Here is a 22,600-nt window from a genome sequence, read left to right on the forward strand (position 1 = left end):
CACCGCCGGACGCTGGCGGCCGACGAGAGGAAGCAGTATGAGCGAGCCGCAGGAGCTGGTCGAGACGCGCGGTGACGACCGTGTCGATCTGTTGACGAACGACGCGAACGGCGACGGCCGTACCGATGTCTGGGTGTCGGACACCGACGGCGACGGCAAGCCGGACCTCTACCAGTTCGACACCGACGGCGACGGCAAGGTCGACGTGACCATGGTCGACCTGGACGAGGACGGCACCCCGGACCTGATCGTCGACGGCGACGGCGGCCTGCCGCCGGCCGGGACGGTCTGACAGAGCTCAGCCACCCCCGAGGGCGGACAGCGTCACCCAGAGGACCGCGATGGCGACCACCGCGGTTCCGATGGTGGACGCGGTGTGCCGCCAGGACCGCGCGCCCTCGACCGCCTCCGGATGTCCGAGGGCGGCGAGGGCGACCCGGTGCTCCCGCACCTCCACGGCTCGGGCCTCCGTCGCGTCGTCCGGCACGTCGGCTTCGGCCCGGCTCAACTCGACGGCCAGGCCGGCCTGGGCGCGCTGGAGTCGCCGTACCGCAGCCCGGGCTTTGTGCCCCGCGCTCGCCGCAGCGTGCCGCCGGGCCGCACCCCGCCGGGAGTGCGAACCGAGGACCCGCAGCTCGCCGTCGGTGATCAGGTCCGGATCGCGGACCGTGGCCAGAATGGCCACGTAGTAGGCCGCTTCCCGATCGTGCGCCCGCCGGACCAGGAAGAGGACCAGCAGCAGCGGTGGCAGGCCCTTGAAGAGCAGCACCGCGAGCAGGGCGACCGCGCTGTCGCCGAGGCTCTCCCGGAACAGTGGCGAGTTCCACAGCGAATGCGAGGCCCAGGCCGCGAACAGGGCGAGGGCGGCGACGGTGATCCGGCGGGCCCGGGATCGGGTCCGGTTGACCACCAGATAGCCGATGCCGGCCCCGGCCAGCGCGCCGAACAGGGTGTGACTCCAGACACCGGCCAGGAAGCCACGCACCAGGAACGTGATGATCACCGGCTGGATCCGGTCACCCTCACCGGCCTGCTGGACCGCACCGACCGCGAACACCACGTCCTCGACGATCTGGAACCCGAGCCCGACCAGAGCGCCGTAGACGATGCCGTCGAGCACGCTGTTCACCTGGGCGCGGGCGATCAGCACGATGGCGACCACGCCGAGCGTCTTGGCGATCTCCTCGACTGTGGGCCCGGCCAGGGCGGCGCCCCACTCGGCGGCCAGGTCGGGTGAGCCGAGTTTGGCGATCAGGTTGTCCAGCGCGGTGCTGCCCGGAATGGAGACGCTGGTCGCGACGAGGCCGCCCCACGCGAACGCGAGGACACGCAGGCTCGGCGGTTCCCGTTCCAGAAAGTCCAGTTCGTCAATAAACAGCCAGAAGGGTACGGCCAGAAGCCCGAACAGCACGATCGCGGTGATCGTCGCGATCGGAAAGCTGTCGATGAAGATCACGGTGATCTGGGCGATTCGAGCCGCGCCCGCCGCCAGCAGGGCGATCACCACCCAGAAGGCGGGCTGCCGGGCGAGCGTGGCCACCCGGGGCGTCCCCGGCCGGACCGGCTCGCTCATTTAACGGTCTCGTAGCGCAGGGTGCGGGTGCTGGCGTCGATCGCCGGCAGCGCCGGGCCGAGGTCGGTGTCGTCTCCGCTGACCATGACCTCGATGGTCAGCCCGTTGGCGACGAAGACGGCGTACCGGCCGTCCCGTTCGCCCGTGGTGTAGCCGCCCTGCACTCCGGCGAATCCGCCGGCCGTGGAGACGGCGAGCTGGGTGCCGGTGATCCGGTGACCGTTGATGCCGGTGATGCGCTGCCGGAGCCGGACGGCGGCCGCGGTCAGGTCACCGTCGAACGGTTCGACGTCGATCGCGTAGCGCACCAGGCCGAGCCGGAACAGCACGGTCCCGCGGTCACTGCCGGGCCGGGTGCCGGTCACGTCGAGCACGGCCCCGGGCGGGGGCACCACGGTGACCCCGGCGCCCACCAGGTAGGGCCCGGACGCGACGGCTCGCTCGGCCGGCACGGCCCGGTCCAGCACGGGGAGACCGAAGGCGAGAACGGCCAGGATCGATGCCACCGCTAGTGCGACGGGCAGACCGAGGGTGCCGGGAAGGTCGGTGAGATGACGCCGAGTGACCCTCCCCATCCGTCCAAGTTAACGGCGGTTACCCGCCGCTGTCCGGAGAACCGCTCACCGGCCACAGTGGATGGAGGGGCGACCTGGCAGATTACGTATTTGTCCGTTTTACCGAAAGATGCTGTGACGGTACGACCGCGGTCAGCCATACCCCGTTGTCACTGCGGTGGAAGACGTGTCCCTCCGCCACCATCACCCCCGCGGCCACGCTGAACACCACCACGTCCGGCGAGCGGCGGCGACCGACGGTCACCGCGGTCGACAGATCAACCGATAGGTGTACGTGGTGCCGGCTCCGCGGACGAAGCCCCTCCCGCAGGATCGCGTCGAGGTTGGCCCGCGGTGTCCCGTGGAACAGCTCGGCGGGCGGGGTGGCAGCGGGCAGGTCGAGATCGACCGCGACCCGCCGGGAGTGGCCCTGGCTGGCGCGGATGCGCTCGATGCCGTCCGGGCCGGTCTGCACGGCGAACCGTGCCTTGTCGTTGTGCGCGACCACGAGGTCGAGCTGGGCGCGGGTCATGCCGAGGGCGGTCAGCAGCTCGGTGACCGGAACCCAGCCGTTCGCGTCGAGAGAGAGCCCGGCCACCTCGGGCCGGTGCCGCAGGACCAGGGACATCCGCTTACTGAGGCGGACCTGGTCCCGGCTTAGATCTGTCATCCGGTGTACTCCATGACGGCAACGTAATACGGCCGATCCTGCTCGTCGATCGATTTCAGCCGCCACGACGTGCCCGCCAGCAGCGACTTCAGCTCGTCGACGGAGCAGTTCAGGTAGTCGAACCAGTCGGACGCGATCTCCCGGTACCGCAGCCGCAGCCGCAACTGCCCGCCCAGCCGTCCGCGCTCCCGGTTGTGCTGGTGATAGCCGGCGTGCAGTGGATCCGTCGTCCCGTACGGGTCCGCGCCCTGGGCCACGATCCGCGCACCGGGCGCCGCCAGCCGGGCCAGGGCGGCCAGGAACACAGGCGCCCGTTCCGCGCCCTCGAGCAGCCCGAGGTTGTTGCCGAGCAGCAGGAACGTGTCGTACCGGACGGCGGCCCGGGAGAACTCGTCGACCGTGGCCAGCACGGTGTCACGCAGGCCCCGGTCCCGGGACACCTCGATCGCGCCGGCCGACGTGTCCAGCCCGGTCACCGCCATCCCCCGGTGCTGGAGCTCGATCGCGATCCGGCCGGCGCCCACCCCGATGTCGAGGATCCGGCCGCGGGACAGCCGTACCGCCCGGTGGTCGAAGGATCGCCACTCGTCCGGCTCGCTCAGATAGTGGTCGGCCGGGGCACCGTTGATCAGGCCGTCCTCGCGCTCGATCACCTCGATCACCGGCCGCGGGTAACGCCCGCCGGCCAGCGGCCGCCGCCCGACCCCGGTGTGCACCGCATACGCGTCGCGGATCATCTCTCCGAAGGCGTCACCGATCGCCGGCTGTGTCATGGTCAATACTCTTCAAGCATGACCGCACTGGAGCAACTCGGCTCGGAGAAATACGTCCTTCTCACCACATTCCGCCGAGACGGCCGGGCGGTCGCCACTCCGCTCTGGGTCGTGCCGGACGGCGCCGGCCTGGGCTTCTGGACGGTGGCCGGCAGCGGCAAGCTCAAGCGGATCCGCAACAGTGGCCGGGTCACCGTCGCCGCCTGCGACATGCGTGGCAATCCCACCGGTGGCGAGCCGATCGAGGCGGCCGCGCGGATCGGTGACCACGCCGACCGGATCCGGGTCGGCGACGGCATCAAGAAGAAGTACGGAATGATCGGACGGCTCACCATGCTCGGCAGCCGGCTGCGCCGGGGCGTCGACGGAACAGTCGCCGTACTGGTGACCGAATAGAAAAAGCGCCGGCATCTGCCGGCGCTTTCTTTTTCTACGAAGAAGGGGCGATCGCCTTCCCCAGCGTTCGCCCCTTGCGACGTGTTCTCGGTCGACTCGGTCAGTCGCCCTGGCGCTGCGTGGGGATCTGCCCCTGCAGCAGGGCACGGACCTCCGACTCCCGGTAGCGACGGTGGCCACCCAGCGTGCGAATAGCGCTGAGCTTGCCCGCCTTGGCCCACCGAGTAACGGTCTTCGGGTCGACTCGGAACATCGACGCCACCTCGGCCGGCGTTAGTAGCGGCTCAGGATCGTGCGTACGCGATGCCATCGGTCACTCCTCCACAGGTGCCTAAAAAACATCGGCCGGGGTCCCGCCGGCCGGTGCGTCTCTCATGGTCCGGCTAGTCCCCGATGTCCGACATGGGCCGAACGGACGAACGTCCCCAGATAGACGGATGAAGCATGCCCGATTTTTGCGCGTTTTATACGCCAGATAGTGTCTCGTTTAGCCCGATTATCACGCTTAGAGGAGCAGTGATTACGAAGAGTGTTCGCTTCGGGAGCGCTCCCGCGGGCTGGGTTTAGTGAGCGTCTGTCCCATTTCCGCAGGTCAATTGCATCGCTCAAGAAGTTGGACGACGCGCCAACGCGCAACCAACTTCTCGTAAGCCTCGCTTGCTGACTCAGCGTCACCGCGAGAAAGTGCGGAAAGTCCGGCTGCCACCAGTCCGGGGGAATCGTCCTCGGTCAGGCTGTCCTCCGGCAGGAGGTTGACGAGACCGCCGTAGTCCAGCTCCACGACCGACCGTGGATGGAACTCCTCCAGCCAGCGCGTCCCCTCCTCGACCGCCTCGGTGATCGGCGCGTCGCCGAGCGACTTGCGCAGCACCGAGACCGCCCGATGCGCCCGCCGGCGGGCCTTGGAGATCTCGGTGCGGTACCGCAGCACCTTGCGCCGGCCGGACAGCGCGATCTCCCGCTCGTCCAGATCCACGAACGCGAACCAGCGCAACGGGACACCCCACGTGGCGATCTGCTCGTGCACCCGCGGCACGCCCTGCTCGAGGACCTTCGCGCCACTGCGCCAGTCCTCCACGACCGCTTTCGCCTGCCCGGCCAGCACCGGCGGGACGAACGCGTCGGCCAGCACCGCGGGCACCCCGTCCCGGGCGTTCAGCGCGGCCTCGGCGACCCGCAGGCGCAGGTTCCACGGGCAGACCAGCACCGCGCCGTCCCACTCCAGCACGTAGGCCTCGTCCGGCAGGTCGGGCAGCCGGGTCCAGCCGGCGCCCAGAGCTTCGAGCACGGCGGTGCGCTGCCGTGCGGGGCCCTCGACCAGGCCGAGATCGCGGCCCTCGCGCGCGTACTCACGCCAGAAGACCTGACGCTCCCGGTCGAAGGCGGTCAGTGGCTCGTAAACCCGTAGGTACGACGCGAACAGTGACGGCACGGCGCGATCCTTTCATGAATCCGGCCGACTGGAACTTCCCGCCGCGACGTAATCAGCGCGCCATTCGCACGACTACGCTCGGCCTAACCGGCTCACCCCGCCGGGATCATGGCCCCACGAAGGCCTACCCAGAGATCAGGAGAACCCACGATGGACGTGTTCGACACCGACGGGCACGAACAGGTCGTCTTCTGCCAGGACCGGGACACCGGACTGAAGGCGATCATCGGTATCTACTCGACCGCTCTCGGACCCGCGCTCGGCGGCACGCGCTTCTACCCGTACGAGAGTGAGGAAGCCGCCCTCGCCGACGTGCTGAAGCTGTCCCGCGGCATGGCCTACAAGAACGCGATGGCCGGTCTGGACCTGGGCGGCGGCAAAGCCGTCATCTGGGGAGACCCGGTCAAACTCAAGAGCGAGGCCCTCCTCCGGGCGTACGGCCGGTTCGTCGACTCGTTGCGCGGCCGCTACTACACCGCCTGTGATGTCGGCACCTACGTGCAGGACATGGACGTGGTCGCCCGCGAGACGAAGTACGCGACCGGCCGCAGCGTCGAGCACGGTGGCGCCGGCGACTCCTCGGTCCTCACCGCCTGGGGCGTCTTCCAGGGCATGCGCGCCGCGGCCGAGCACACCTGGGGCACCCCGTCACTGGCCGGCCGCACGGTCGGTGTCGCCGGTCTCGGCAAGGTCGGCAAGTACCTCGCCGGTCACCTGCTCGACGACGGCGCCACGGTGGTCGCCACCGACGTGAACGAGGCGGCGCTGGCGTGGGCTCGCACCACGTACCCCCAGATCACGCTGTTGCCCGACACCGAGGCCCTGATCACTTCCGACATCGACGTGTACGCACCGTGCGCCCTCGGCGGCGCGCTGAACGACGACACGGTGCCGGCGCTGCGCGCGAAGGTCGTGACCGGCGGCGCCAACAACCAGCTCGCCCACGCGGACATCAGCAAGGTCCTGGTGGACCGCGGCATCCTCTACACCCCCGACTACGTGGTGAACGCGGGCGGCGTCATCCAGGTCGCCGACGAGATCCACGGCTTCAACTTCGACCGGGCCAAGCTGCGGGCCACCGGGATCTTCGAGACCACCCGGCGCCTGCTCCAGCTCGCCGTCGACGAGGGTGTGCCGCCGGCGGTCGCGGCCGACCGGCTTGCTGAGAGGCGGATGGCGGAGGTCGGCCGACTGCGTTCGATCTACCTCGGTTGAGGCGCTGAAATCACTGCCGCGCGCCGCCGGAGAAGGTCAACCGCGACGCGCGGCAGTGTCACACGCAACCCGAGGTGCCGAACTAGGCATCGTCCATGTACCGTAAGACCCACGAGAGATGCCTGACGTCATCGGGGCCCAGCCTTCGGGCTGCCCCGAATTCTGTGCGAGGGGGTCGAGCCATGGGGCGCGGCCGTGCTAAGGCCAAGCAGACGAAGGTGGCCCGGGAGTTGAAGTACCACTCCCCGAACACCGACCTCACCGCCTTGCAGCGCGAATTGGCGGGAACCCGCCAATCGGACCGTCATTTCGACGACGACAACGATGAGTTCGTCGACGATGACGAGGACGACGCTGCGGAAGACCAGGACACCTGGGGTGACCAGGACTCCTGGTCGCCTTCAAGGCGGAGCTGACCCCGTTTTCCACAGAGCACGCGGACTCACCGCGTGCTCCCGTGTGTCACGGGGTGACGATTCCTACGGTTGAACGACTGAAGCCCACGCGGTTCGTCCGCGTGGGCTTCAACCGAGCCGCGTCGATCTTCAGCGTGGGCGGTTGTTCCAGTTGTAGAACGTGGGAATGTTCTCGAAGTGGTTCCAGGCGCACACTGCCGAGCCGCCGCTCTCTGGTGACTCCTCAGCGCGCTGTTGCCTGGCCTCTTCCGCCTCCGCGATGAGCGCGGCCAGCCCGGCCCGGGTGTCGTGCACCCGTGCCGTCACCGGATCCGTCTCCACGCCGTCAGACAGCCGTGGCTTCGTGATCTCGGGCATGGTCCAGCACTCCCTCCAATAGGCGAATCTTGCTGTTCCGGCAGTGGTTCGTCTCGGTCACGTCGAACCTGCCGTGTTCGAAGTACCGGTTGGCGGCGTGGGCTCCACCGCAGAAGCCGAAGTAGGGGCAGCTGTTACGGCATGCCTCGATCCCGGTCAGGAACTCACGGATCCACAGCGTGTCCTCCGCCCCGGCCAGGATCTCCGGCAAGGGTGTGGTGAGCACGTTGCCACTGGAGAAGTCGCCATACCGGGGGTCGTGGAAACCGGCCAGCTCGGGCGAGAGCAGCACGACCGTGCCGTCGTGGGCGATCGTCGGGATCGGGTCCAGCCGGCGTGGCAGCAGGTCGTCAGCCTTGCCGTCGAGGACCGCTGAGGCGTACCGCAGCGACCACTCCACCTCGCGCAGGTGGATCCGTGGGTTGCGGCGCCAGGCGGTCACCAGCTCTGCCCAGAAGGCGCTCACCGCGGCCGGGTCGTGGCGGTTGAGCCGGGTGTTGACGCCCTCCTGCTCCTCGACGTTGATGCCGAGCACCTCACAGCCGAGGGTGAGGAAGTAGTCGTACAGCTCGGTGGCGACGCCGGGCCGCGGATCGCCGACCACGCAGAGGGTGGAGAACGGGATGCCGTGCGCCCGCAGCCGCTCAATCCCGCGCACGATCAGGTCGTAGGCGGGTTTTCCGGCCCGGTCCACCCGATCGCCGTTGCGCCCGCGCGGGCCGTCCACGCTGACGCTGACCCGGACGTCGTGCTCGACGAAGAACTCGCACCACTCGTCGTCGATCAGCGTCGCGTTGGTCTGCACGTGGTGCTCGACGCCCGCGCCGAACGGCGCGAACAACGCGGCCAGGTGGGCCCGGCCGGCGGCGAGCGGCTCACCACCGTGCCACACCACCGAGAATCTTCCGGTACGGGCGAAGCCGGCCACACCCGCAGCAACCGCCTCGGCCACCGCGACCGGCATCTTCAAGTTCTCCCGGCGCAACGGCAGGTAGCAGTACCCGCACGCGAGATTGCAGAGGGTAGTGGGCTGCATGACGACGTAGCCGGGTTCTGCCGAGATGCCCCGCATCCCGCTCCACGCAACCGTCATGTCCCCGCACACTCCCGTCCGGCACCTCGTGACTCAGGTCAGGCTAGGCCTCGCGCTCCACAGTCCATGCGAAAGATCCGCATGTGCCGGACATCGACACACGCGGATCATTTCACGTTGGGACTATTGCCAACCAGAATCACTTTCCGGTCAACCCCGGGTGTAAGACCCCATCATCTGGACCTCGCCGGAACCCTCGACGACCTCGCCGACCTGCCACGCCTCGACCCCACGGCCGGTCAGGTAGGCCATCGCCCGGTCCGCGTCGTCGGACGACACGATCGCGAACATGCCGACACCCATGTTGAAGGTGGCCTCCATCTCCGAGTCCTCGATCCGGCCCTTGGCCTGGATCAGGTCGAAGATCGGCTGCGGGCGCCAGGTGGAGCGGTCCACGATGGCGTCCATGGTGGTGGGCAGCACCCGGTTCAGGTTGCCGGGGATGCCGCCGCCGGTGACGTGCGAGAACGCCCGGACGTCGGTCTCCTCGATCAGGCCCAGGCAGTCCTTGGCGTAGATCTTGGTGGGGGTGAGCAGCTCCTCGCCCAGGGTCCGCTGGGTGCCGAAGTCGTCGACCACGGTGTCCAGCCGCATCCGGCCGGCGCCGAGCAGCACGTGCCGGACCAGCGAGTAACCGTTCGAGTGCAGACCGGAGGAGCGCATCGCGATCACCGCGTCGCCCAGCTCGACCCGCTCCTTGCCGAGGATCTCGCTCTCCTCGACCACACCGACACCGGTGGCGGACACGTCGTACTCGTCCGGGCGCAGCACACCCGGGTGCTCCGCCGTCTCGCCGCCGAGCAGGGCACAGCCGGCGTAGCGGCAGCCGTCCGCGATGCCGGCGCCGATCTCGGCCACCTTGTCCGGGACGACCTCGCCGCAGGCGATGTAGTCGAGCAGGAACAGCGGCTCGGCGCCACAGGCCACCAGGTCGTCGACGACCATGGCGACCAGGTCGATGCCGATCGTGTCGTGGATGTCGAGCTGCTGGGCGATCACCAGCTTGGTGCCGACGCCGTCGGTGGACGACGCCAGGATCGGGCTCTTGTACTTCGCGGTGTTCAGCCGGAACAGGCCGGAGAAGCCGCCCAGGTCACCGATCACCTCGGGCCGGGACGTCTTCTTCACCTTCGCCTTGAGCAGCTCGACGGCACGGTCACCGGCGTGGATCGAGACACCCGCTTCCGCGTACGTGGCCGAGCGCTTGCGCGGTCCGCGTCCGGAGCCGGCCGTCCAGGGCTGACGGTCGCCTCCCTCGGCGCCGTTGGATCCGGCACTGTTGCGCTCGGACACGTGCGTCACGGTTCTCCCCTTAGCGGTTCTGTGTAACTGAAGAAATCACGGGTGGTGCAGCGCGGTCGCGCCGCCGGGGCTGGCGACCAGCGGCTCCAATGCCGCCCGGTCGTCTTTCGCCGACTCGCGAGCCTCGTAACCGCTCTCGAGATCGGCGACAGCGGCGGTGGCCGCCGCGGGAGTGGCACCCGGCATCGTCGCCCGGCGGCCGACACCCTCCAGGACGTGCTTGCCGATCAGGTCGCCGGCCGGCAGCTCGATCGGATACTCCCCGTCGAAGCAGGCCATGCAGAGCCGCGACTTCGGCTGCTCGGTCGCCTGGACCAGACCGTCGAGCGAAACATAACCCAGGCTGTCGGCGCCGATCGAACGGCGGATCCCGTCGATCTCCAGACCGTTGGCGATCAGCTCGGCCCGGGTCGCGAAGTCGATGCCGTAGAAGCACGGCCACTTCACCGGCGGCGACGAGATCCGCACGTGGATCTCGAGCGCGCCGGCCTCACGCAGCATGCGGATCTGGGCGCGCTGGGTGTTGCCGCGGACGATCGAGTCGTCGATCACCACGATCCGCTTGCCCCGGACCACCTCGCGCAACGGGTTCAGTTTCAGCCGGATGCCGAGCTGACGGATGGTCTGCGACGGCTGGATGAAGGTGCGGCCCACGTAGGCGTTCTTCATGAAACCGGCGCTGTACGGAATACCGGAGGCCTCCGCGTAACCGATCGCGGCCGGGATGCCCGACTCCGGCACACCGATCACCAGGTCGGCCTCGACCGGGTGCTCCTTGGCGAGCTTACGGCCCACCTCGACCCGGGCCGAGTAGATGTTGCGGCCGGCGATCGTGGTGTCCGGGCGAGCGAGATACACATACTCGAAGAGGCAGCCCTTGGGCTCGGGGGCGGCGAAGCGGCTGGACCGCAGGCCGTGCTCGTCGATCGCGATTATCTCGCCGGGCTCGACCTCGCGGACGAAACTGGCGCCGGTGATGTCCAGCGCGGCCGTCTCGCTGGCGACCACCCAGCCACGCTCCATCCGGCCCAGCACCAGCGGGCGGACACCCTGAGCGTCACGGGCGGCGTAGAGGGTGTGCTCGTCCATGAAGACGAAGCTGAAGGCGCCGCGCAGGGTCGGCAGCAACTCCAGCGCGGCGGCCTCGACCGAGAGATCGGGACGGCCGGCGAGCAGCGTGGTGACCAGGGCGGTGTCGGAGGTGGAGTCACCCACCTCGAGGCCGCGGTCGGCGACCTCCTTGGCCAGCTCGGCCGTGTTGACCAGGTTGCCGTTGTGGGCCAGCGCGATCGTCGTGCCGGCCGGGGTGGCGCGGATCGTGGGCTGGGCGTTCTCCCAGTTGGAGCCACCGGTCGTGGAATAACGCGCGTGGCCGATCGCGAGGTGGCCACGGAGGCTCGCCAGCGTCGGCTCGTCGAACACCTGGGAGACCAGGCCGATGTCCTTGTAGACCACCACGCCGGACCCGTCACTCACTGCGATGCCGGCGGCTTCCTGCCCGCGGTGCTGGAGTGCGTAGAGTCCGAAATACGTGAGTTTGGCGACCTCCTCCTCGGGGGCCCAGACGCCGAAGACGCCGCAGGCATCCTGGGGGCCGCGCTCCTGGGGGTCGAGATCGTCGGTCAGTAGGCCGTCGCCTCGGGGCACCTGCTCGCTCCCTCATGTCGGGGTCTGCACGAACCGCGAACTCGCTGGTCCGTCCGACCGACCAGTGTACGCGAGCCCACGGGAAGGGCACCCGGGCTCGTCAGCCGAGAAGTGGCAGGTAGTCGGTGAGATCGGTACGCACACCGCTCGCTCGGAGACGTCCGTCACGCACCGCGTCGTCCCAGGGAAGCCGGCCGGTGGCCACGAGCAGCCACGTCATCGGATCCGTTTCGACCACATTGGGCGGTGTGCCACGTGTGTGCCGTGGACCGGCGACGCACTGAATCGCACCGAAAGGAGGAATCCGCACCTCCACCGAACGGCCAGGTGCCCGAGCGGACAACTCGGTCAGCAGTGCTCGCACGGCATCACGCAGCACCGTGCGGTTGGGTTCGACACCCCGGTCCACCGCATCCAACGCCTCGGCCACCGACTCGGATTTACTGTGCGCAGGAGACATGTCGGGACGATACGACCCGAGTTGAGGAGAACGGCACACCGCCCTGGGTCGCGCGAGTGACGTATGACAAGGCATAGTTGCCGACGGTGTACACGTCGCGGGATCCACCGGACATCGAAGGAACCGGGGACCGCGCGACCGGAAGGTGGTGGACGTGACAACGCACCTACGTGCCCGGACGGCCCAGGCCGGTGCGTTACTGGCACTGGTCGCAGGGCTGGTGGTCGGCATCCCAACGGCTGCTCAGGCGGTGACCCCAACCGTGACGATCGACTCCGTGTCGGATCGTACGGTGGCGTCAGGCTCTACTGTAACCATTTCCTACACTGTAAGTAACCCGGCGGGTGAGGCCACCCCCACTCGGATCAACTCCGACGTGACCACCAGCGCCGGCCGATGCAGCAGCGGTTGCCGGCCGAGCGACACGATCGGCAACGATCCGGAGAAATACGAAGCCACGCTGACCGCGCCGACCGTGGCCGCCGGTCAGACGCAGACGATGACGATCACCGTCACCTCGAAGGACACCGCGGACCTCACCGGCGCCGCCGCCACGGCCACCGAGACCGTCACGGTCGAGGGCCCGGCCGCGCCGACCACGGTCCGGCAGGTCTCCGGGCGCATCAAGGACGACTCGGGTGACCGCGTCGCCGGCGTCCAGGTGATCATGAAGGACAGTCAGGGTCACACCTACACGACCACCACGGACAGCAGCGGCGGCTACTCGTTCAGCTCGTCCGACTCGGCGCCGATCGCGGTCGGCTCGATCCAGGTCGCCGCGGCCAAGGCCGGCTACGAGGCCGCCGACGTGACCGTGCAGGGCGCCGCCGGCCGGACCGTCAACGTCCCGCTGACGATCAAGAAGGCGGCCGCCGCGACCTCGGCGACCCCCTCCGCGAGCGCCTCGGCCACGACCGCGCCGACCGACGAGGCCACCGAGGACGAGGCCGCCGAAGAGGGCACCGACGGCCTCAACAACATCGGCGGCAACGACACCCAGCAAGCCGCCAACAACTCCGACGAGGGCGGCAGCAGCTGGCTGCTGATCGTCATGGGCGGCCTGCTCGTGGCGGCCGGCATCGGCGCCATGGTGCTGGTCTGGATGCGCCGCAAGAAGGCTGAGGAACTCGGCTCGGACACCGGCATCGGCCAGGTCCCGGCTCAGGTCGGCGGTGGCTTCGACGCCACCCGGATGGCCACTCCGGTCGGCGCCGGCCGCAACGACGCCACGATGGTCGCTCCGGGTGGCATGGGCGTTCGGCCTGCGGGGATGACCGCCGGGCTCGGCGACGCGCCCACGATGGTCCACCGGGCTCCGGTCGAGGACGAGTTCCCCGACCCGTATGGTGCTCCGCTGCCCGCCGGTGGCCAGTACGGCGGCGGCAACCAGTGGGACGACCAGCAGCAGGGCGGTGGCAACTACGGCGGCGGCCAGTACGGCGGCGCGACGCAGACCTACGGCCAGCAGCAGGGTGGCGGCTACGGTGCGGCGCAGAGCGGCGGCTACAACGACGGCGGCCAGCAGCGCTACGACGAGCACACCAACCTGTACCAGCCGGAGCAGCCCCAGCGGTACGACGAGCACACCAACCTCTACCAGCCCGAGCAGGGCGGCGGTAACTACGGTGGCGGTCAGTACGGCGGCGGCCAGGGCGGTTACGACCAGGGCGGCTACGACCAAGGTGGTTACGACCAGGGCGGCTACGACCAGCAGGGTGGCTACGACCAGGGTGGCTACCAGCAGGGCGGCAACTACGACGGTGGTTACGACCAGGGCGGGTATGACCAGGGTGGGTACGACCAGCACCACCAGCAGCAGGGCGGTTATCCCCAGCAGGGTGGCAACTACGGCAACGGCTACCCGCAGCAGCAGCCCCCGCAGCAGGGTGGCGGCACCTACGGCCAGCGCCCCAACCGCGACTGGGACGACAACTGAGGTTCTGATCAAGTAGAAAGGCCCCGCGCGGATTCGCGCGGGGCCTTTCTGTATGCGTTACCTGTCAGGCGGGCGGCTCGATCGGGCCGCCCGGCGCCTGCGGGCTCAGCTCCAGCGTCACCGAGCGGACCTCACCGGACGTCACCGGCGTGGACTCCTCGGCAGCGGCGGCGGCCGGGGCGGCCATCTCGGCGGGACCGCCGAACAGGTCGCGCAGCGTCGCCGACCACGCCGTCCGCAGCTCCTCCAGCGGGATGATGAACTGCCCCTCCACCTGGAGCGCCGCCTCCTCGGAGGTGACGCCGAGCGGGGTGACCGGCACGCCGTGCTCGGCCACCAGGGCGAGGAACGCCTTGTCGTGGCCGCGCGGCACGGCGACCAGGGCACGCCCGGCCGACTCGCTGAACAGGTGGACGAACGGCGAGTTGCCGTCCTCCGGGAAGGTCACCTTCGCGCCGACGCCGTGGCGCAGGGTGCTCTCCACGAGCACCTGGGCCAGACCGCCGTCGGAGAGGTCGTGCGCGGCGCTGACCAGGCCGGATTTCGAGGCCTGGGCCATCACCCGGCCGAGCGCCTGCTCAGCGGCGAGGTCGACCTTCGGCGGGCGGCCGCCGAGGTGGTTGTGGGTCACCCAGGCCCACTCCGAACCGGAGAGTTCCACGCGGGTCTCGCCGAGCAGGAAGAGCAGGTCGCCGCCGGCCTTGGCCGGACGCGGGAAGCCCATCGGGACGCGGCGGGCCACGTCGTCGAAGACACCGAGCACACCGACCACCGGGGTGGGGTGGATCGCCGCGGCGCCGGTCTGGTTGTAGAAGCTGACGTTGCCGCCGGTCACCGGGGTGCCCAGTTCCAGGCAACCGTCGGCGAGGGCCCGGCAGGCCTCGGCGAACTGCCACATGACGTGCGGGTCCTCGGGCGAGCCGAAGTTGAGGCAGTCGGTGACGGCGACCGGCTCGGCGCCGGTGACGGCCACGTTCCGGTACGCCTCGGCGAGCGCGAGCTTGGCCCCCTCATACGGGTCGAGGCGCGCGAACCGCCCGTTCCCGTCGACGGACAACGCCACCCCGAGGCCGGTCTCCTCGTCGATCCGGAGCACGCCGGAGTCCTCCGGCTGAGCCAGGATCGTGTTGCCCAGCACGTACCTGTCGTACTGCTCGGTGACCCAGGTCTTGTCGCACAGGTTCGGCGAAGCGGCCATCCGCAGCACGGTCTCCCGCAGCGCGTCGCCGGTGGACGGACGCGGCAGCGTCTCGGCCCGGTCGGCCTGGAGCAGCATCACGTCGTTCGGCTCACGGATCGGCCGGTTGTAGACCGGGCCGTCGTCGGCGAGCGAACCCGGCGGCACGTCGACGACGACGTGGTCGTTCCAGGTGATGTGCAGGCGGCCCGGGGTGCCGTCGGCGGAGGCCGCGGTGACCTCGCCGATCGCGGTGGCCCAGACGCCCCACTTCTCGGCGACCTTGAGCACGGCGTCCAGGTTTTCCGGCGTGACGATCAGGAGCATGCGCTCCTGCGACTCGCTGGCCAGGATCTCGGTCGGTGACATCGAGGCCTCGCGCAGCGGCACCCGCTCCAGCCAGACCCGCATGCCGGTGCCGGCCGCGGCGGCGGTCTCGGTGAGCGCGCAGGTGAGGCCGGCGCCGCCGAGGTCCTGGATGCCGGAGACGAGTCCGGCGTCGTACAGCTCCAGGCAGCTCTCGATCAGCAGTTTCTCCATGAACGGGTCGCCGACCTGCACCGACGGGCGGCGCTGCTCGGCCTCCTCGTCGAAGGTGGCCGACGCCAGCACGGAGACACCGCCGATGCCGTCCCGGCCGGTCCGCGCACCGAGCAGCACGACGATGTTGCCGGTGCCGGTGGCCTCCTTCTTCTGGAGGCGCTCGACCGGCAGCACACCGATGCTGAGCGCGTTGACCAGCGGGTTGCCCTGGTAACACGGGTCGAAGACGATCTCGCCGCCGATGTTGGGCAGGCCCAGGCAGTTGCCGTAGCCACCGATGCCGGCGACCACACCGGGCAGGACCCGGGCGGTGTCGGGGTGGTCGTGCGCACCGAAGCGCAGCGGGTCCATCACCGCGATCGGCCGGGCGCCCATCGCCAGGATGTCGCGGACGATGCCGCCGACACCCGTCGCCGCGCCCTGGTACGGCTCGACGTAGCTCGGGTGGTTGTGCGACTCGACCTTGAACGTGACCGCGATCTCGTCGGAGATCTGCACCACACCGGCGTTCTCCCCGATGCCCGCCAGCATCCGGGTGTTCTGCGGCGCCTTCTCACTGAACTGCTTGAGGTGCACCTTGCTCGACTTGTACGAGCAGTGCTCACTCCACATGATCGAGTACATCGCCAGCTCGGACGCGGTGGGCCGCCGGCCCAGGATCTCGCGGATCTTGGCGTACTCGTCGTCCTTCAGCCCCAGATCGGCGTAGGGCTGGAGCTCCTCCGGGGACTTCTCCGCCCGCTCGACGGTGTCCGGCTCGTCGGAACCGGTGGCGAGCACGTCGGTCGCAGCGAAGCCACTCTGCTGCGTCGTCACTGTTGTCCCCCTGCGAGCTGACCGTCCTTCGCCAGACTGCGCAGGACTGAGGTGAAGAAGCCGAGGCCGTCGAGCGACGGGCCGGTCAGCGCCTCCACGGCGTGTTCCGGGTGCGGCATGATGCCGACGACGTTGCCGGCCTCATTGGTGATCCCCGCGATGTCGCGCTGCGAGCCGTTCGGGTTGCCCTTGATGTAGCGGGCGATGACCCGGCCCTCGGCCTCCAGCGCGTCGAGCGTCCTGGTGTCGGCGACGAAGCAGCCCTCACCGTTCTTCACCGGGATCAGGATCTCCTGGCCCGGGGTGAAGTTGTTGGTCCAGGCGGTGCCGGTCGACTCGACCTTGAGCCACTGGTCGCGGTTGCGGAAGTGCAGGTGCTGGTTCCGGGTCAGGGCGCCGGGCAGCAGATGTGCCTCGCACAGGACCTGGAAGCCGTTGCAGATGCCGAGCACGGGCAGACCGCCCCGCGCCGCATCGATGATGGACTCCATCACCGGCGCGAACCGGGCGATGGCGCCGCAGCGCAGATAGTCGCCATACGAGAACCCGCCCGGGAGGACGACCGCGTCGACGCCGTGCAGGTCCGGGTCGCCGTGCCAGAGGCGGACGGCCTCGGCGCCGGCGATCCGGGCGGCACGGGCGGCGTCTCCGTCATCCAGCGAACCCGGGAAGGTGACCACACCGATCCGCATGGTCAGGCGACCTCCGCCGCGACGCCCTCGACGCGGATCTCGAAGTCCTCGATCACCGGGTTGGCGAGCAGCTTGTCGGCGATCTCACGGGCCCGGTCAAGGTCGGGCTCTCCAGTGAAATCGATCTCGATCCGGCGGCCGATGCGGACAGAAGAGACATCGGTGACGCCGAGCCGGGGCAGCGCATTCGCTACCGCTTGACCCTGCGGGTCCAGGATCTCCGGCTTGAGCATGACGTCGACCACGACGCGAGCCACGGGCACTCCTGACTGATAGGTGTAAGCAGGCGAAGCCTACCCGGTGGACCCCGCGGACAAGCCGGGGGCCGGTGTCGGCAGCCCGACCCGAGCGTCATTGAGCAGGGAATGCGCGTTCACATCGGGGCCATCATTCAGTGATATGTATCAATTGGACTCTGGGCTGGAGGGTGAACGAAGCCTTAGTTTGCATTCGTCGATTTCTATTAACGTTCCCCAGAAGGAGATCTCGACGTGCGCATTCGACTCCTGGCTGCCGTCGCCGGCACGGTCGCGGCCCTGCTCGCCCCCACCGCCGCCCAGGCCGAACCGGTCGTCCCCAGCATCATCGGAGGTGGCACCGTCGCCTCCGCGCCATGGGCCGCCGCCGTCTTCAGCAACGGCAGCTTCACCTGCTCCGGCACGATCATCTCGGCCAACTACGTGCTCACCGCGCGGCACTGCGTGAGCGGGACCATGTCGGTACGCGTCGGCAGCGTCACCTACGCCTCCGGCGGGGTCACCCGTACCGTCTCGTCATCGTCGACCCGCTACGACCTGGCCCTGTTGCGCCTGAGCAGCTCGGTCAGCACGTCGTACATGCCGCTGTCCAGCGCCTACCCGCCGGTCGGCTCGACCAACAGCATCTACGGGTGGGGCATGACCTGCTACTCCGGCTGCTCGGCGTCGCCGACCCTGAAGACGGCCACGGTGCAGGTCACGTCGACGAACCAGACCGACGCCTACGGCGGCCGGGCGATCGGCAGCACCCGGATCAACGGCAACGCCTGGCGCGGTGACTCGGGCGGCCCGCAGGTCTACAACGGCGCCCAGGTGGGTGTCGCGTCGACCGCGGACGGCACGAGCCGCCAGTACTACGGCAGCGTCGCCTACAACCGGGCGTGGATCACGTCGATCGCGGGCGTCTGAGGAAAGGCGCCTGAGAAGCCAGGCGCCTGAGAAGCCAGGCGCCTGAGGAAGCCAGGCGCCTGAAAAGGCGGAGCTAGAGGATCGGCGCGGGTGCGTACGCCGCCGCTGACGGATGCTGGGCCACGATCTCAGCGACCCGATCGGCGACCGCACGCACCTGCGCCGGCGCCGCGCCGACGAAGGCGGCCCGATCCGCGACCAGCGTGTCGATCTCGCCCCGGGAGAGCTGTAGCCGCTCGTCCGCCGCAAGGCGGTCGAAGAGGTCGTTGACCGCCACGCCCTTCTCTCGCATGGCCAGCGCCACGCCGACCGCGTGCTCCTTGATCACCTCGTGCGCGACCTCCCGGCCGACGCCCTTGCGAACCGCCGCGACCAGCACCTTCGTGGTGGCCAGGAAGGGCAGGAAGCGGTCCAGCTCACGGCCGATCACCGCCGGGTACGCCCCGAACTCGTCGAGCACCGTGAGGAACGTCTGGAACAGGCCGTCGGTAGCGAAGAACGCGTCGGGCAGGGCCACCCGGCGCACCACCGAGCAGGAGACGTCGCCCTCGTTCCACTGGTCGCCGGCCAGCTCACCGACCATCGAGAGGTAACCGCGGACGATCACCGCGAGGCCGTTGACCCGCTCCGACGAACGCGTGTTCATCTTGTGCGGCATCGCCGACGAGCCGACCTGGCCGGGCTTGAAGCCCTCGGTGACCAGCTCCTGGCCGACCATCAGCCGAATCGTGGTGGCCAGCGACGACGGGCCGGCGACGATCTGGGCGAGAGCCGAGACCACGTCGAAGTCGAGCGACCGCGGGTAGACCTGGCCGACGCTGGACAGCACCCGGTTGAACCCGAGGTGCTCGGCGACCCGCTGCTCCAGGCTCTCCACCTTGTCGGAGTCGCCGTCGAAGAGGTCGAGCTGGTCGGCCGCGGTGCCGACCGGGCCCTTGATGCCGCGCAGCGGGTAACGGGCGATCAGGTCGTCCAGCCGCTCATACGCGATCAGCAACTCCTCGGCCGCCGACGCGAACCGCTTGCCCAGCGTGGTGGCCTGCGCCGCGACGTTGTGCGACCGGCCGGTCATCACCAGGTCGGAGTGCTCGACGGCGAGCGCGGTCAGCCGGGCCAGGCTGGCCACCATCCGGTCGCGGACCAGCTCGAGCGAGGCCCGGATCTGGAGCTGCTCGACGTTCTCGGTGAGGTCGCGGGACGTCATGCCCTTGTGGATCTGCTCGAACCCGGCCAGCTCGCTGAACTCCTCGATGCGAGCCTTCACGTCGTGCCGGGTGACCCGCTCGCGGGCCGCGATCGACTCCAGGTCGACCCGGTCGAGCACCGCCTCATACGCCTCGACGGCACCCTCCGGAACATCGACGCCGAGGTCACGCTGAGCCTTGAGGACCGCCAGCCAGAGCTTGCGCTCCATCCGGATCTTCTCCTCCGGGGACCAGAGGGTGACGAGGTCGGCGGAGGCGTACCGGGCGGCGAGCACGTTCGGGATGGTCACGGCACCGATTCTGACACGGGCCGCGGTTCGGCCTCCGGCAGCCGGTGACGCAGGGTGCGTACGTCACGGCTGGCCAGCATGCCCAGCACCGCGACCACGGCCACCACACCGGCGCCGATCAACGCCGCCCGCGGCCCGGTCACCTCGGCGATCGGGCCGATCGCCACCTGCCCCAGCGGGATCGCGGCGAAAGAGCCGACCATGTCGTACGAGTAGACCCGGGCCAGCCGGTCGGCGGGCACGTGCTCCTGCATCGTGGTCTCCCAGGCGACCCCGAACTGTTCGAGCGTCAACCCGGTCACGAACATGGCCAGGAACAACGCCCAGAGCTGTGGATGACCGCCCAGCACGAACAGCGGCAGCGCCATTCCGAAGCAGCTCACCACTCCGACGAGGAGCAGCCGGCGCAGCTTGAGGCGGATGGCCAGCAGTCCGCCGAGGATCATCCCGGCCGTCTCGGCGGCGAGCACCAGACCCCAGGCCGGGCGCCCGATGGTCTGGTCGGCCACGACCGGCCCGAGCACGTAGAGCCCACCGCTCCACGCCGCATTGAGCAGCGAGAATCCGGCCACCACCACCCACAGCCAGGTGCGGGACCGGAATTCCGACCACCCGGTCCACAGATCGGCGAACACGTTCGAGCGCTCCGCCGACCGAGCCGGCATGGTGACCCGGATCAGAGCGAAACAGAGCCCGGCGACGACGAACGCGGCCGCGTCGACGGCGATCCCGACACCGGGATCGGTCGCCGCGACCACCACCCCGGCGACCGGGGCGCCGAGGACCATCGCGCCGTTCAGTGCGATCCGGCTGACGGCGATGGCCTGCAGGCGCACCCCTTCGGGCACGGTCAGCGGCAGCAGAGCCGCGCTGGCCGGGAGCGCCACCGCGGCGGTCACCCCGTTCACCACCGAGAGGGCGATCAGCAGCGGGATCGTCGCGGCGCCGGTCAGCACCAGGACGGCGACGGCGGCCTGGGTCACCGCGGCCGCGGCGTTCGACCCGACCATCAGCAGGTGCCGGGGCAGGCGGTCGGCGAGCACCCCGCCGAACAGCAGGAAGAGCACGTTGGCCAGGGTCCGGGCGCCGACGACCAGGCCCAGGTCACCGGCCGAGCCGGTCAGGTCGAGGACGGCGAAGGCCAGAGCGATCGGCGCGAACGAGTTGCCCAGCGCGTTGACCGTGCGACCGGCCAGCAGAAACCGGTACGGAACGTACTGCAACGGCTTCACGACGGCTCCTCCTGGCGGTGCCGGAACATCGCGATCGTGGTGCTGGTGCGCACGGTGCCGGGAGTGCGCGGTGGCTTGGCCGCTCGATGCAGGTCGTCGAGAGCGTCGGAGATCCGGTCGCGGATCGCCATCCAGGTCTCCGGCTCGATCCAGAAGTCACCGTCGCCGAGCGCGTTGCCGCTCTCGGCGAACCTGGCCTTCGCGCTGCGCCGGATCAGCTCGTGCGCGATCGCCGCGTAGTCGGCCCGGCGCTGCTCGTCCGACGGAGGTCCGCCGACCGGCTCGCGGTGGGTGTCGTAGCGGTACCGCTTGGCTAGGCCACCGCGGATCTTCTCCTCGCCGGCCGTCACGATCAGCCCGCCGGCCAGCAGATTGCGCAGGTGGTAGCTGGCGTTGGCATGGGTCAGCCCGAGCTCCCGGGCCACCTCGGCGGCGGTCAGCTCGGCGCCGGTGAGCAGCGACATGATCTGCAACCGGACCGGGTGGGCAAGCGCTCGCAGCGCGGCCTTCTCACCGTCTCCCAAAGACATCTTGGGGAGTCTAGGGGCAGGCCGCCCCGACTGTCCAACAATCATTTGGGAGTGGCACACTGCACGAGAAAGCGGCATTCTCGCTAAAGTTACCGGCGAGTAAACCGGCGAACTCCGAAAGGAAGCCTTGATGACTGACTTCAGCCCCGAGTCACTCGCGTCGATCGGTCCGAAGGAGTTCACGCAGCTCGTCAAGTCGACCCCGGACGCCAAGATCTCCGAGGTGATGGCGTCGGAGAAACGCACCAAGATCCTCGACGAGGTCTTCAACCGCATGCCCGGGCTCTTCCGCGCGGACCGGGCCGGCGACACCGCCACCGTCATCCACTGGATCATCTCGGGCGGCCCGGAGGACTCCTCGGACACCTACGAGACGGTGATCGAGAGCGCGACGTGCACGGTGACCAGCACCCCGGTCCGTGAGCCGAAGCTCGCGATGACCATGGACGGGCTGACCTTCCTCAAGATCGTCTCCGGCACCGGCAACCCGGTGATGCTGTTCATGACCGGCAAGATCAAAACCAAGGGCGACGTAACCCTCGCCACCAGCATCCCCAAGCTCTTCGACATCCCCAAGGGCTGAAAACCCCTTCAGCTGTACGCCCACCGCCGCCCCTTTCGACCTTATGAAGTTCGCCGGTGACAGTGCGCCCTCGAGTTTCACCATGTTGTTGATCTAGGTGGCGACGTGTTCCCGGGCAAGGTTGACGTCGAGGGTTTGTTGGGGTGTCGGCTGGTCGGGTGCGTCCAGGAATCCTTGTGGTGATCATGGCGTGGCGGAGCTGGACGATCATGTCGAGGTAGGCGGGTCGGGCCTTGGTGCTGGACCAGGGCGCTTCGGTGTGGCGGTGGTGACGCTGTGGGTGGTGCCGGACGGCGATCAGGCCTTGGGCGATCAGGCCTTGGGCGATCAGGCTGATCGGGACGGTGCGTTCGCCCCCGGCCACGATCCAGCAGTGTCCCCACCGTGACCGGCCGCCCTTGCCGCCTTTGGTCTTCACCGAGGCGTCGTACCGTCCATCCCGACGGACACCCGGTGTCGCCGCCACCCGAACGATCCCCCAAAACGGCGAAACTCGAGTAGGTCCCGTCTCCGACGAAACCCGTCACGATCTTCTGGACTTC

24 protein-coding genes are annotated in these 22,600 nt (G+C 69.2%); 7 read left to right on the top strand and 17 right to left on the bottom strand.

Translation table 11 applies throughout. The features are described from left to right. Positions 1-37 precede the first annotated feature (37 nt). On the top strand, positions 38-292 hold the full coding sequence (locus AB0E94_RS06590) for a hypothetical protein (protein ID WP_360323298.1): 255 nt from the start codon (positions 38-40) through the stop codon (positions 290-292). Between the two features lie 6 nt (positions 293-298). On the opposite strand, the gene AB0E94_RS06595 is transcribed toward AB0E94_RS06590, so the two are convergent. The 4 genes from AB0E94_RS06595 to AB0E94_RS06610 all read right to left on the bottom strand — a co-directional run bounded on the left by AB0E94_RS06595 (position 299) and on the right by AB0E94_RS06610 (position 3,570). Next, complete coding sequence (locus AB0E94_RS06595) at positions 299-1,573, bottom strand: PrsW family intramembrane metalloprotease (protein WP_360323300.1); 1,275 nt, start codon at positions 1,571-1,573, stop codon at positions 299-301. Then, on the bottom strand, positions 1,570-2,148 hold the full coding sequence (locus AB0E94_RS06600; RefSeq protein WP_360323302.1) for a hypothetical protein: 579 nt from the start codon (positions 2,146-2,148) through the stop codon (positions 1,570-1,572). Before AB0E94_RS06600 ends, AB0E94_RS06595 begins: the two co-directional genes overlap by 4 nt. An 82-nt stretch (positions 2,149-2,230) precedes the next feature. Beyond that, positions 2,231-2,797: an RNA 2'-phosphotransferase gene (locus AB0E94_RS06605; protein WP_360323304.1), complete on the bottom strand. Its 567-nt coding sequence runs from the start codon at positions 2,795-2,797 to the stop codon at positions 2,231-2,233. Continuing rightward, the gene (locus tag AB0E94_RS06610) at positions 2,794-3,570 is read right to left on the bottom strand and encodes a methyltransferase domain-containing protein (RefSeq protein WP_360323306.1); all 777 of its coding nucleotides are present in this window, start codon (positions 3,568-3,570) and stop codon (positions 2,794-2,796) included. The genes AB0E94_RS06605 and AB0E94_RS06610 overlap by 4 nt, the downstream gene beginning before the upstream one ends. An 18-nt stretch (positions 3,571-3,588) precedes the next feature. Between AB0E94_RS06610 and AB0E94_RS06615 the strand changes: the two genes are divergently transcribed. After that, positions 3,589-3,966, top strand: coding sequence for a PPOX class F420-dependent oxidoreductase (locus tag AB0E94_RS06615; protein WP_360323308.1), 378 nt, complete (start codon positions 3,589-3,591; stop codon positions 3,964-3,966). 100 nt (positions 3,967-4,066) lie between these two features. Here AB0E94_RS06615 and AB0E94_RS06620 read toward each other — a convergent pair whose 3' ends face one another. Then, positions 4,067-4,276 carry a BldC family transcriptional regulator gene (locus AB0E94_RS06620; protein WP_014687221.1) on the bottom strand — a complete coding sequence of 70 codons (210 nt, stop codon included), beginning with the start codon at positions 4,274-4,276 and terminating at the stop codon, positions 4,067-4,069. 282 nt (positions 4,277-4,558) lie between these two features. Continuing rightward, positions 4,559-5,398 carry a hypothetical protein gene (locus AB0E94_RS06625; RefSeq protein WP_360323310.1) on the bottom strand — a complete coding sequence of 280 codons (840 nt, stop codon included), beginning with the start codon at positions 5,396-5,398 and terminating at the stop codon, positions 4,559-4,561. Positions 5,399-5,548: 150 nt separating this feature from the next. On the opposite strand from AB0E94_RS06625, the gene AB0E94_RS06630 reads away from it, so the two are divergent. Next, complete coding sequence (locus AB0E94_RS06630; protein WP_360323312.1) at positions 5,549-6,613, top strand: Glu/Leu/Phe/Val dehydrogenase dimerization domain-containing protein; 1,065 nt, start codon at positions 5,549-5,551, stop codon at positions 6,611-6,613. 182 nt (positions 6,614-6,795) lie between these two features. Continuing rightward, positions 6,796-7,029, top strand: coding sequence for a DUF3073 domain-containing protein (locus AB0E94_RS06635; RefSeq protein ID WP_093620685.1), 234 nt, complete (start codon positions 6,796-6,798; stop codon positions 7,027-7,029). A 129-nt stretch (positions 7,030-7,158) separates the two neighbouring features. Here AB0E94_RS06635 and amcA read toward each other — a convergent pair whose 3' ends face one another. From amcA to AB0E94_RS06660, 5 genes are all read right to left on the bottom strand, one after another. Further along, complete coding sequence (gene amcA / locus AB0E94_RS06640; protein ID WP_360323315.1) at positions 7,159-7,386, bottom strand: multiple cyclophane-containing RiPP AmcA; 228 nt, start codon at positions 7,384-7,386, stop codon at positions 7,159-7,161. Beyond that, positions 7,355-8,458, bottom strand: coding sequence for a cyclophane-forming radical SAM peptide maturase AmcB (gene amcB / locus AB0E94_RS06645; protein ID WP_360323714.1), 1,104 nt, complete (start codon positions 8,456-8,458; stop codon positions 7,355-7,357). The genes amcA and amcB overlap by 32 nt, the downstream gene beginning before the upstream one ends. Before the next feature lie 171 nt (positions 8,459-8,629). After that, positions 8,630-9,781 carry a phosphoribosylformylglycinamidine cyclo-ligase gene (gene purM / locus AB0E94_RS06650; protein WP_093620688.1) on the bottom strand — a complete coding sequence of 384 codons (1,152 nt, stop codon included), beginning with the start codon at positions 9,779-9,781 and terminating at the stop codon, positions 8,630-8,632. A 36-nt stretch (positions 9,782-9,817) separates the two neighbouring features. Then, a complete protein-coding gene (gene purF, locus AB0E94_RS06655; protein WP_360323317.1) occupies positions 9,818-11,428 on the bottom strand; it encodes an amidophosphoribosyltransferase in 1,611 nt (536 codons plus the stop codon). A gap of 100 nt (positions 11,429-11,528) precedes the next feature. Beyond that, entirely contained in the window at positions 11,529-11,888 is a 360-nt protein-coding gene (locus AB0E94_RS06660) for a sterol carrier family protein (RefSeq protein WP_360323319.1), read from the bottom strand. A 376-nt stretch (positions 11,889-12,264) separates the two neighbouring features. Here AB0E94_RS06660 and AB0E94_RS06665 point away from each other — a divergent pair, with 376 nt between their 5' ends. After that, positions 12,265-13,824: a carboxypeptidase regulatory-like domain-containing protein gene (locus AB0E94_RS06665; RefSeq protein WP_360323321.1), complete on the top strand. Its 1,560-nt coding sequence runs from the start codon at positions 12,265-12,267 to the stop codon at positions 13,822-13,824. A 64-nt stretch (positions 13,825-13,888) separates the two neighbouring features. Here the strand turns inward: AB0E94_RS06665 and purL are convergent, their stop codons facing one another. Genes purL through purS form a run of 3 tightly spaced genes read right to left on the bottom strand, consistent with a single transcriptional unit; the run spans position 13,889 to position 17,309 of the window. Then, positions 13,889-16,324 carry a phosphoribosylformylglycinamidine synthase subunit PurL gene (purL, locus tag AB0E94_RS06670; RefSeq protein ID WP_360323716.1) on the bottom strand — a complete coding sequence of 812 codons (2,436 nt, stop codon included), beginning with the start codon at positions 16,322-16,324 and terminating at the stop codon, positions 13,889-13,891. A 32-nt stretch (positions 16,325-16,356) separates the two neighbouring features. After that, on the bottom strand, positions 16,357-17,058 hold the full coding sequence (purQ, locus tag AB0E94_RS06675) for a phosphoribosylformylglycinamidine synthase subunit PurQ (RefSeq protein ID WP_360323718.1): 702 nt from the start codon (positions 17,056-17,058) through the stop codon (positions 16,357-16,359). Beyond that, positions 17,055-17,309: a phosphoribosylformylglycinamidine synthase subunit PurS gene (gene purS / locus AB0E94_RS06680; RefSeq protein WP_106327911.1), complete on the bottom strand. Its 255-nt coding sequence runs from the start codon at positions 17,307-17,309 to the stop codon at positions 17,055-17,057. Before purS ends, purQ begins: the two co-directional genes overlap by 4 nt. 234 nt (positions 17,310-17,543) lie before the next feature. Here purS and AB0E94_RS06685 point away from each other — a divergent pair, with 234 nt between their 5' ends. Then, complete coding sequence (locus AB0E94_RS06685) at positions 17,544-18,218, top strand: trypsin-like serine protease (RefSeq protein ID WP_360323324.1); 675 nt, start codon at positions 17,544-17,546, stop codon at positions 18,216-18,218. Between the two features lie 73 nt (positions 18,219-18,291). Here AB0E94_RS06685 and purB read toward each other — a convergent pair whose 3' ends face one another. Genes purB through AB0E94_RS06700 form a run of 3 tightly spaced genes read right to left on the bottom strand, consistent with a single transcriptional unit; the run spans position 18,292 to position 21,475 of the window. After that, entirely contained in the window at positions 18,292-19,713 is a 1,422-nt protein-coding gene (purB, locus tag AB0E94_RS06690; protein WP_360323326.1) for an adenylosuccinate lyase, read from the bottom strand. Next, the gene (locus tag AB0E94_RS06695) at positions 19,710-20,945 is read right to left on the bottom strand and encodes an MFS transporter (protein WP_360323328.1); all 1,236 of its coding nucleotides are present in this window, start codon (positions 20,943-20,945) and stop codon (positions 19,710-19,712) included. The genes purB and AB0E94_RS06695 overlap by 4 nt, the downstream gene beginning before the upstream one ends. Next, entirely contained in the window at positions 20,942-21,475 is a 534-nt protein-coding gene (locus tag AB0E94_RS06700) for a helix-turn-helix domain-containing protein (RefSeq protein WP_360323330.1), read from the bottom strand. The genes AB0E94_RS06695 and AB0E94_RS06700 overlap by 4 nt, the downstream gene beginning before the upstream one ends. Positions 21,476-21,605: 130 nt before the next feature. Here AB0E94_RS06700 and AB0E94_RS06705 point away from each other — a divergent pair, with 130 nt between their 5' ends. Continuing rightward, positions 21,606-22,058, top strand: coding sequence for an SCP2 sterol-binding domain-containing protein (locus AB0E94_RS06705; protein ID WP_360323333.1), 453 nt, complete (start codon positions 21,606-21,608; stop codon positions 22,056-22,058). The last annotated feature ends 542 nt before the right edge of the window (positions 22,059-22,600 follow it).

The sequence above is a fragment of the Actinoplanes sp. NPDC026670 genome (assembly GCF_040638175.1).
Classification (GTDB): Bacteria; Actinomycetota; Actinomycetes; order Mycobacteriales; family Micromonosporaceae; genus Actinoplanes.

Excerpts from the sequence above, each read along its gene's own strand:
- AB0E94_RS06590 (WP_360323298.1), top strand. The coding sequence starts at position 38 with ATGAGCGAGCCGCAGGAGCTGGTCGAGACGCGCGGTGACGACCGTGTC.
- AB0E94_RS06620 (WP_014687221.1), bottom strand. The coding sequence starts at position 4,276 with ATGGCATCGCGTACGCACGATCCTGAGCCGCTACTAACGCCGGCCGAG.
- AB0E94_RS06610 (WP_360323306.1), bottom strand. The coding sequence starts at position 3,570 with ATGACACAGCCGGCGATCGGTGACGCCTTCGGAGAGATGATCCGCGAC.
- AB0E94_RS06600 (WP_360323302.1), bottom strand. The coding sequence starts at position 2,148 with ATGGGGAGGGTCACTCGGCGTCATCTCACCGACCTTCCCGGCACCCTC.
- AB0E94_RS06605 (WP_360323304.1), bottom strand. The coding sequence starts at position 2,797 with ATGACAGATCTAAGCCGGGACCAGGTCCGCCTCAGTAAGCGGATGTCC.
- AB0E94_RS06705 (WP_360323333.1), top strand. The coding sequence starts at position 21,606 with ATGACTGACTTCAGCCCCGAGTCACTCGCGTCGATCGGTCCGAAGGAG.
- amcB (WP_360323714.1), bottom strand. The coding sequence starts at position 8,458 with ATGCGGGGCATCTCGGCAGAACCCGGCTACGTCGTCATGCAGCCCACT.
- AB0E94_RS06615 (WP_360323308.1), top strand. The coding sequence starts at position 3,589 with ATGACCGCACTGGAGCAACTCGGCTCGGAGAAATACGTCCTTCTCACC.
- AB0E94_RS06635 (WP_093620685.1), top strand. The coding sequence starts at position 6,796 with ATGGGGCGCGGCCGTGCTAAGGCCAAGCAGACGAAGGTGGCCCGGGAG.
- AB0E94_RS06595 (WP_360323300.1), bottom strand. The coding sequence starts at position 1,573 with ATGAGCGAGCCGGTCCGGCCGGGGACGCCCCGGGTGGCCACGCTCGCC.
- AB0E94_RS06700 (WP_360323330.1), bottom strand. The coding sequence starts at position 21,475 with ATGTCTTTGGGAGACGGTGAGAAGGCCGCGCTGCGAGCGCTTGCCCAC.
- AB0E94_RS06660 (WP_360323319.1), bottom strand. The coding sequence starts at position 11,888 with ATGTCTCCTGCGCACAGTAAATCCGAGTCGGTGGCCGAGGCGTTGGAT.
- amcA (WP_360323315.1), bottom strand. The coding sequence starts at position 7,386 with ATGCCCGAGATCACGAAGCCACGGCTGTCTGACGGCGTGGAGACGGAT.
- AB0E94_RS06630 (WP_360323312.1), top strand. The coding sequence starts at position 5,549 with ATGGACGTGTTCGACACCGACGGGCACGAACAGGTCGTCTTCTGCCAG.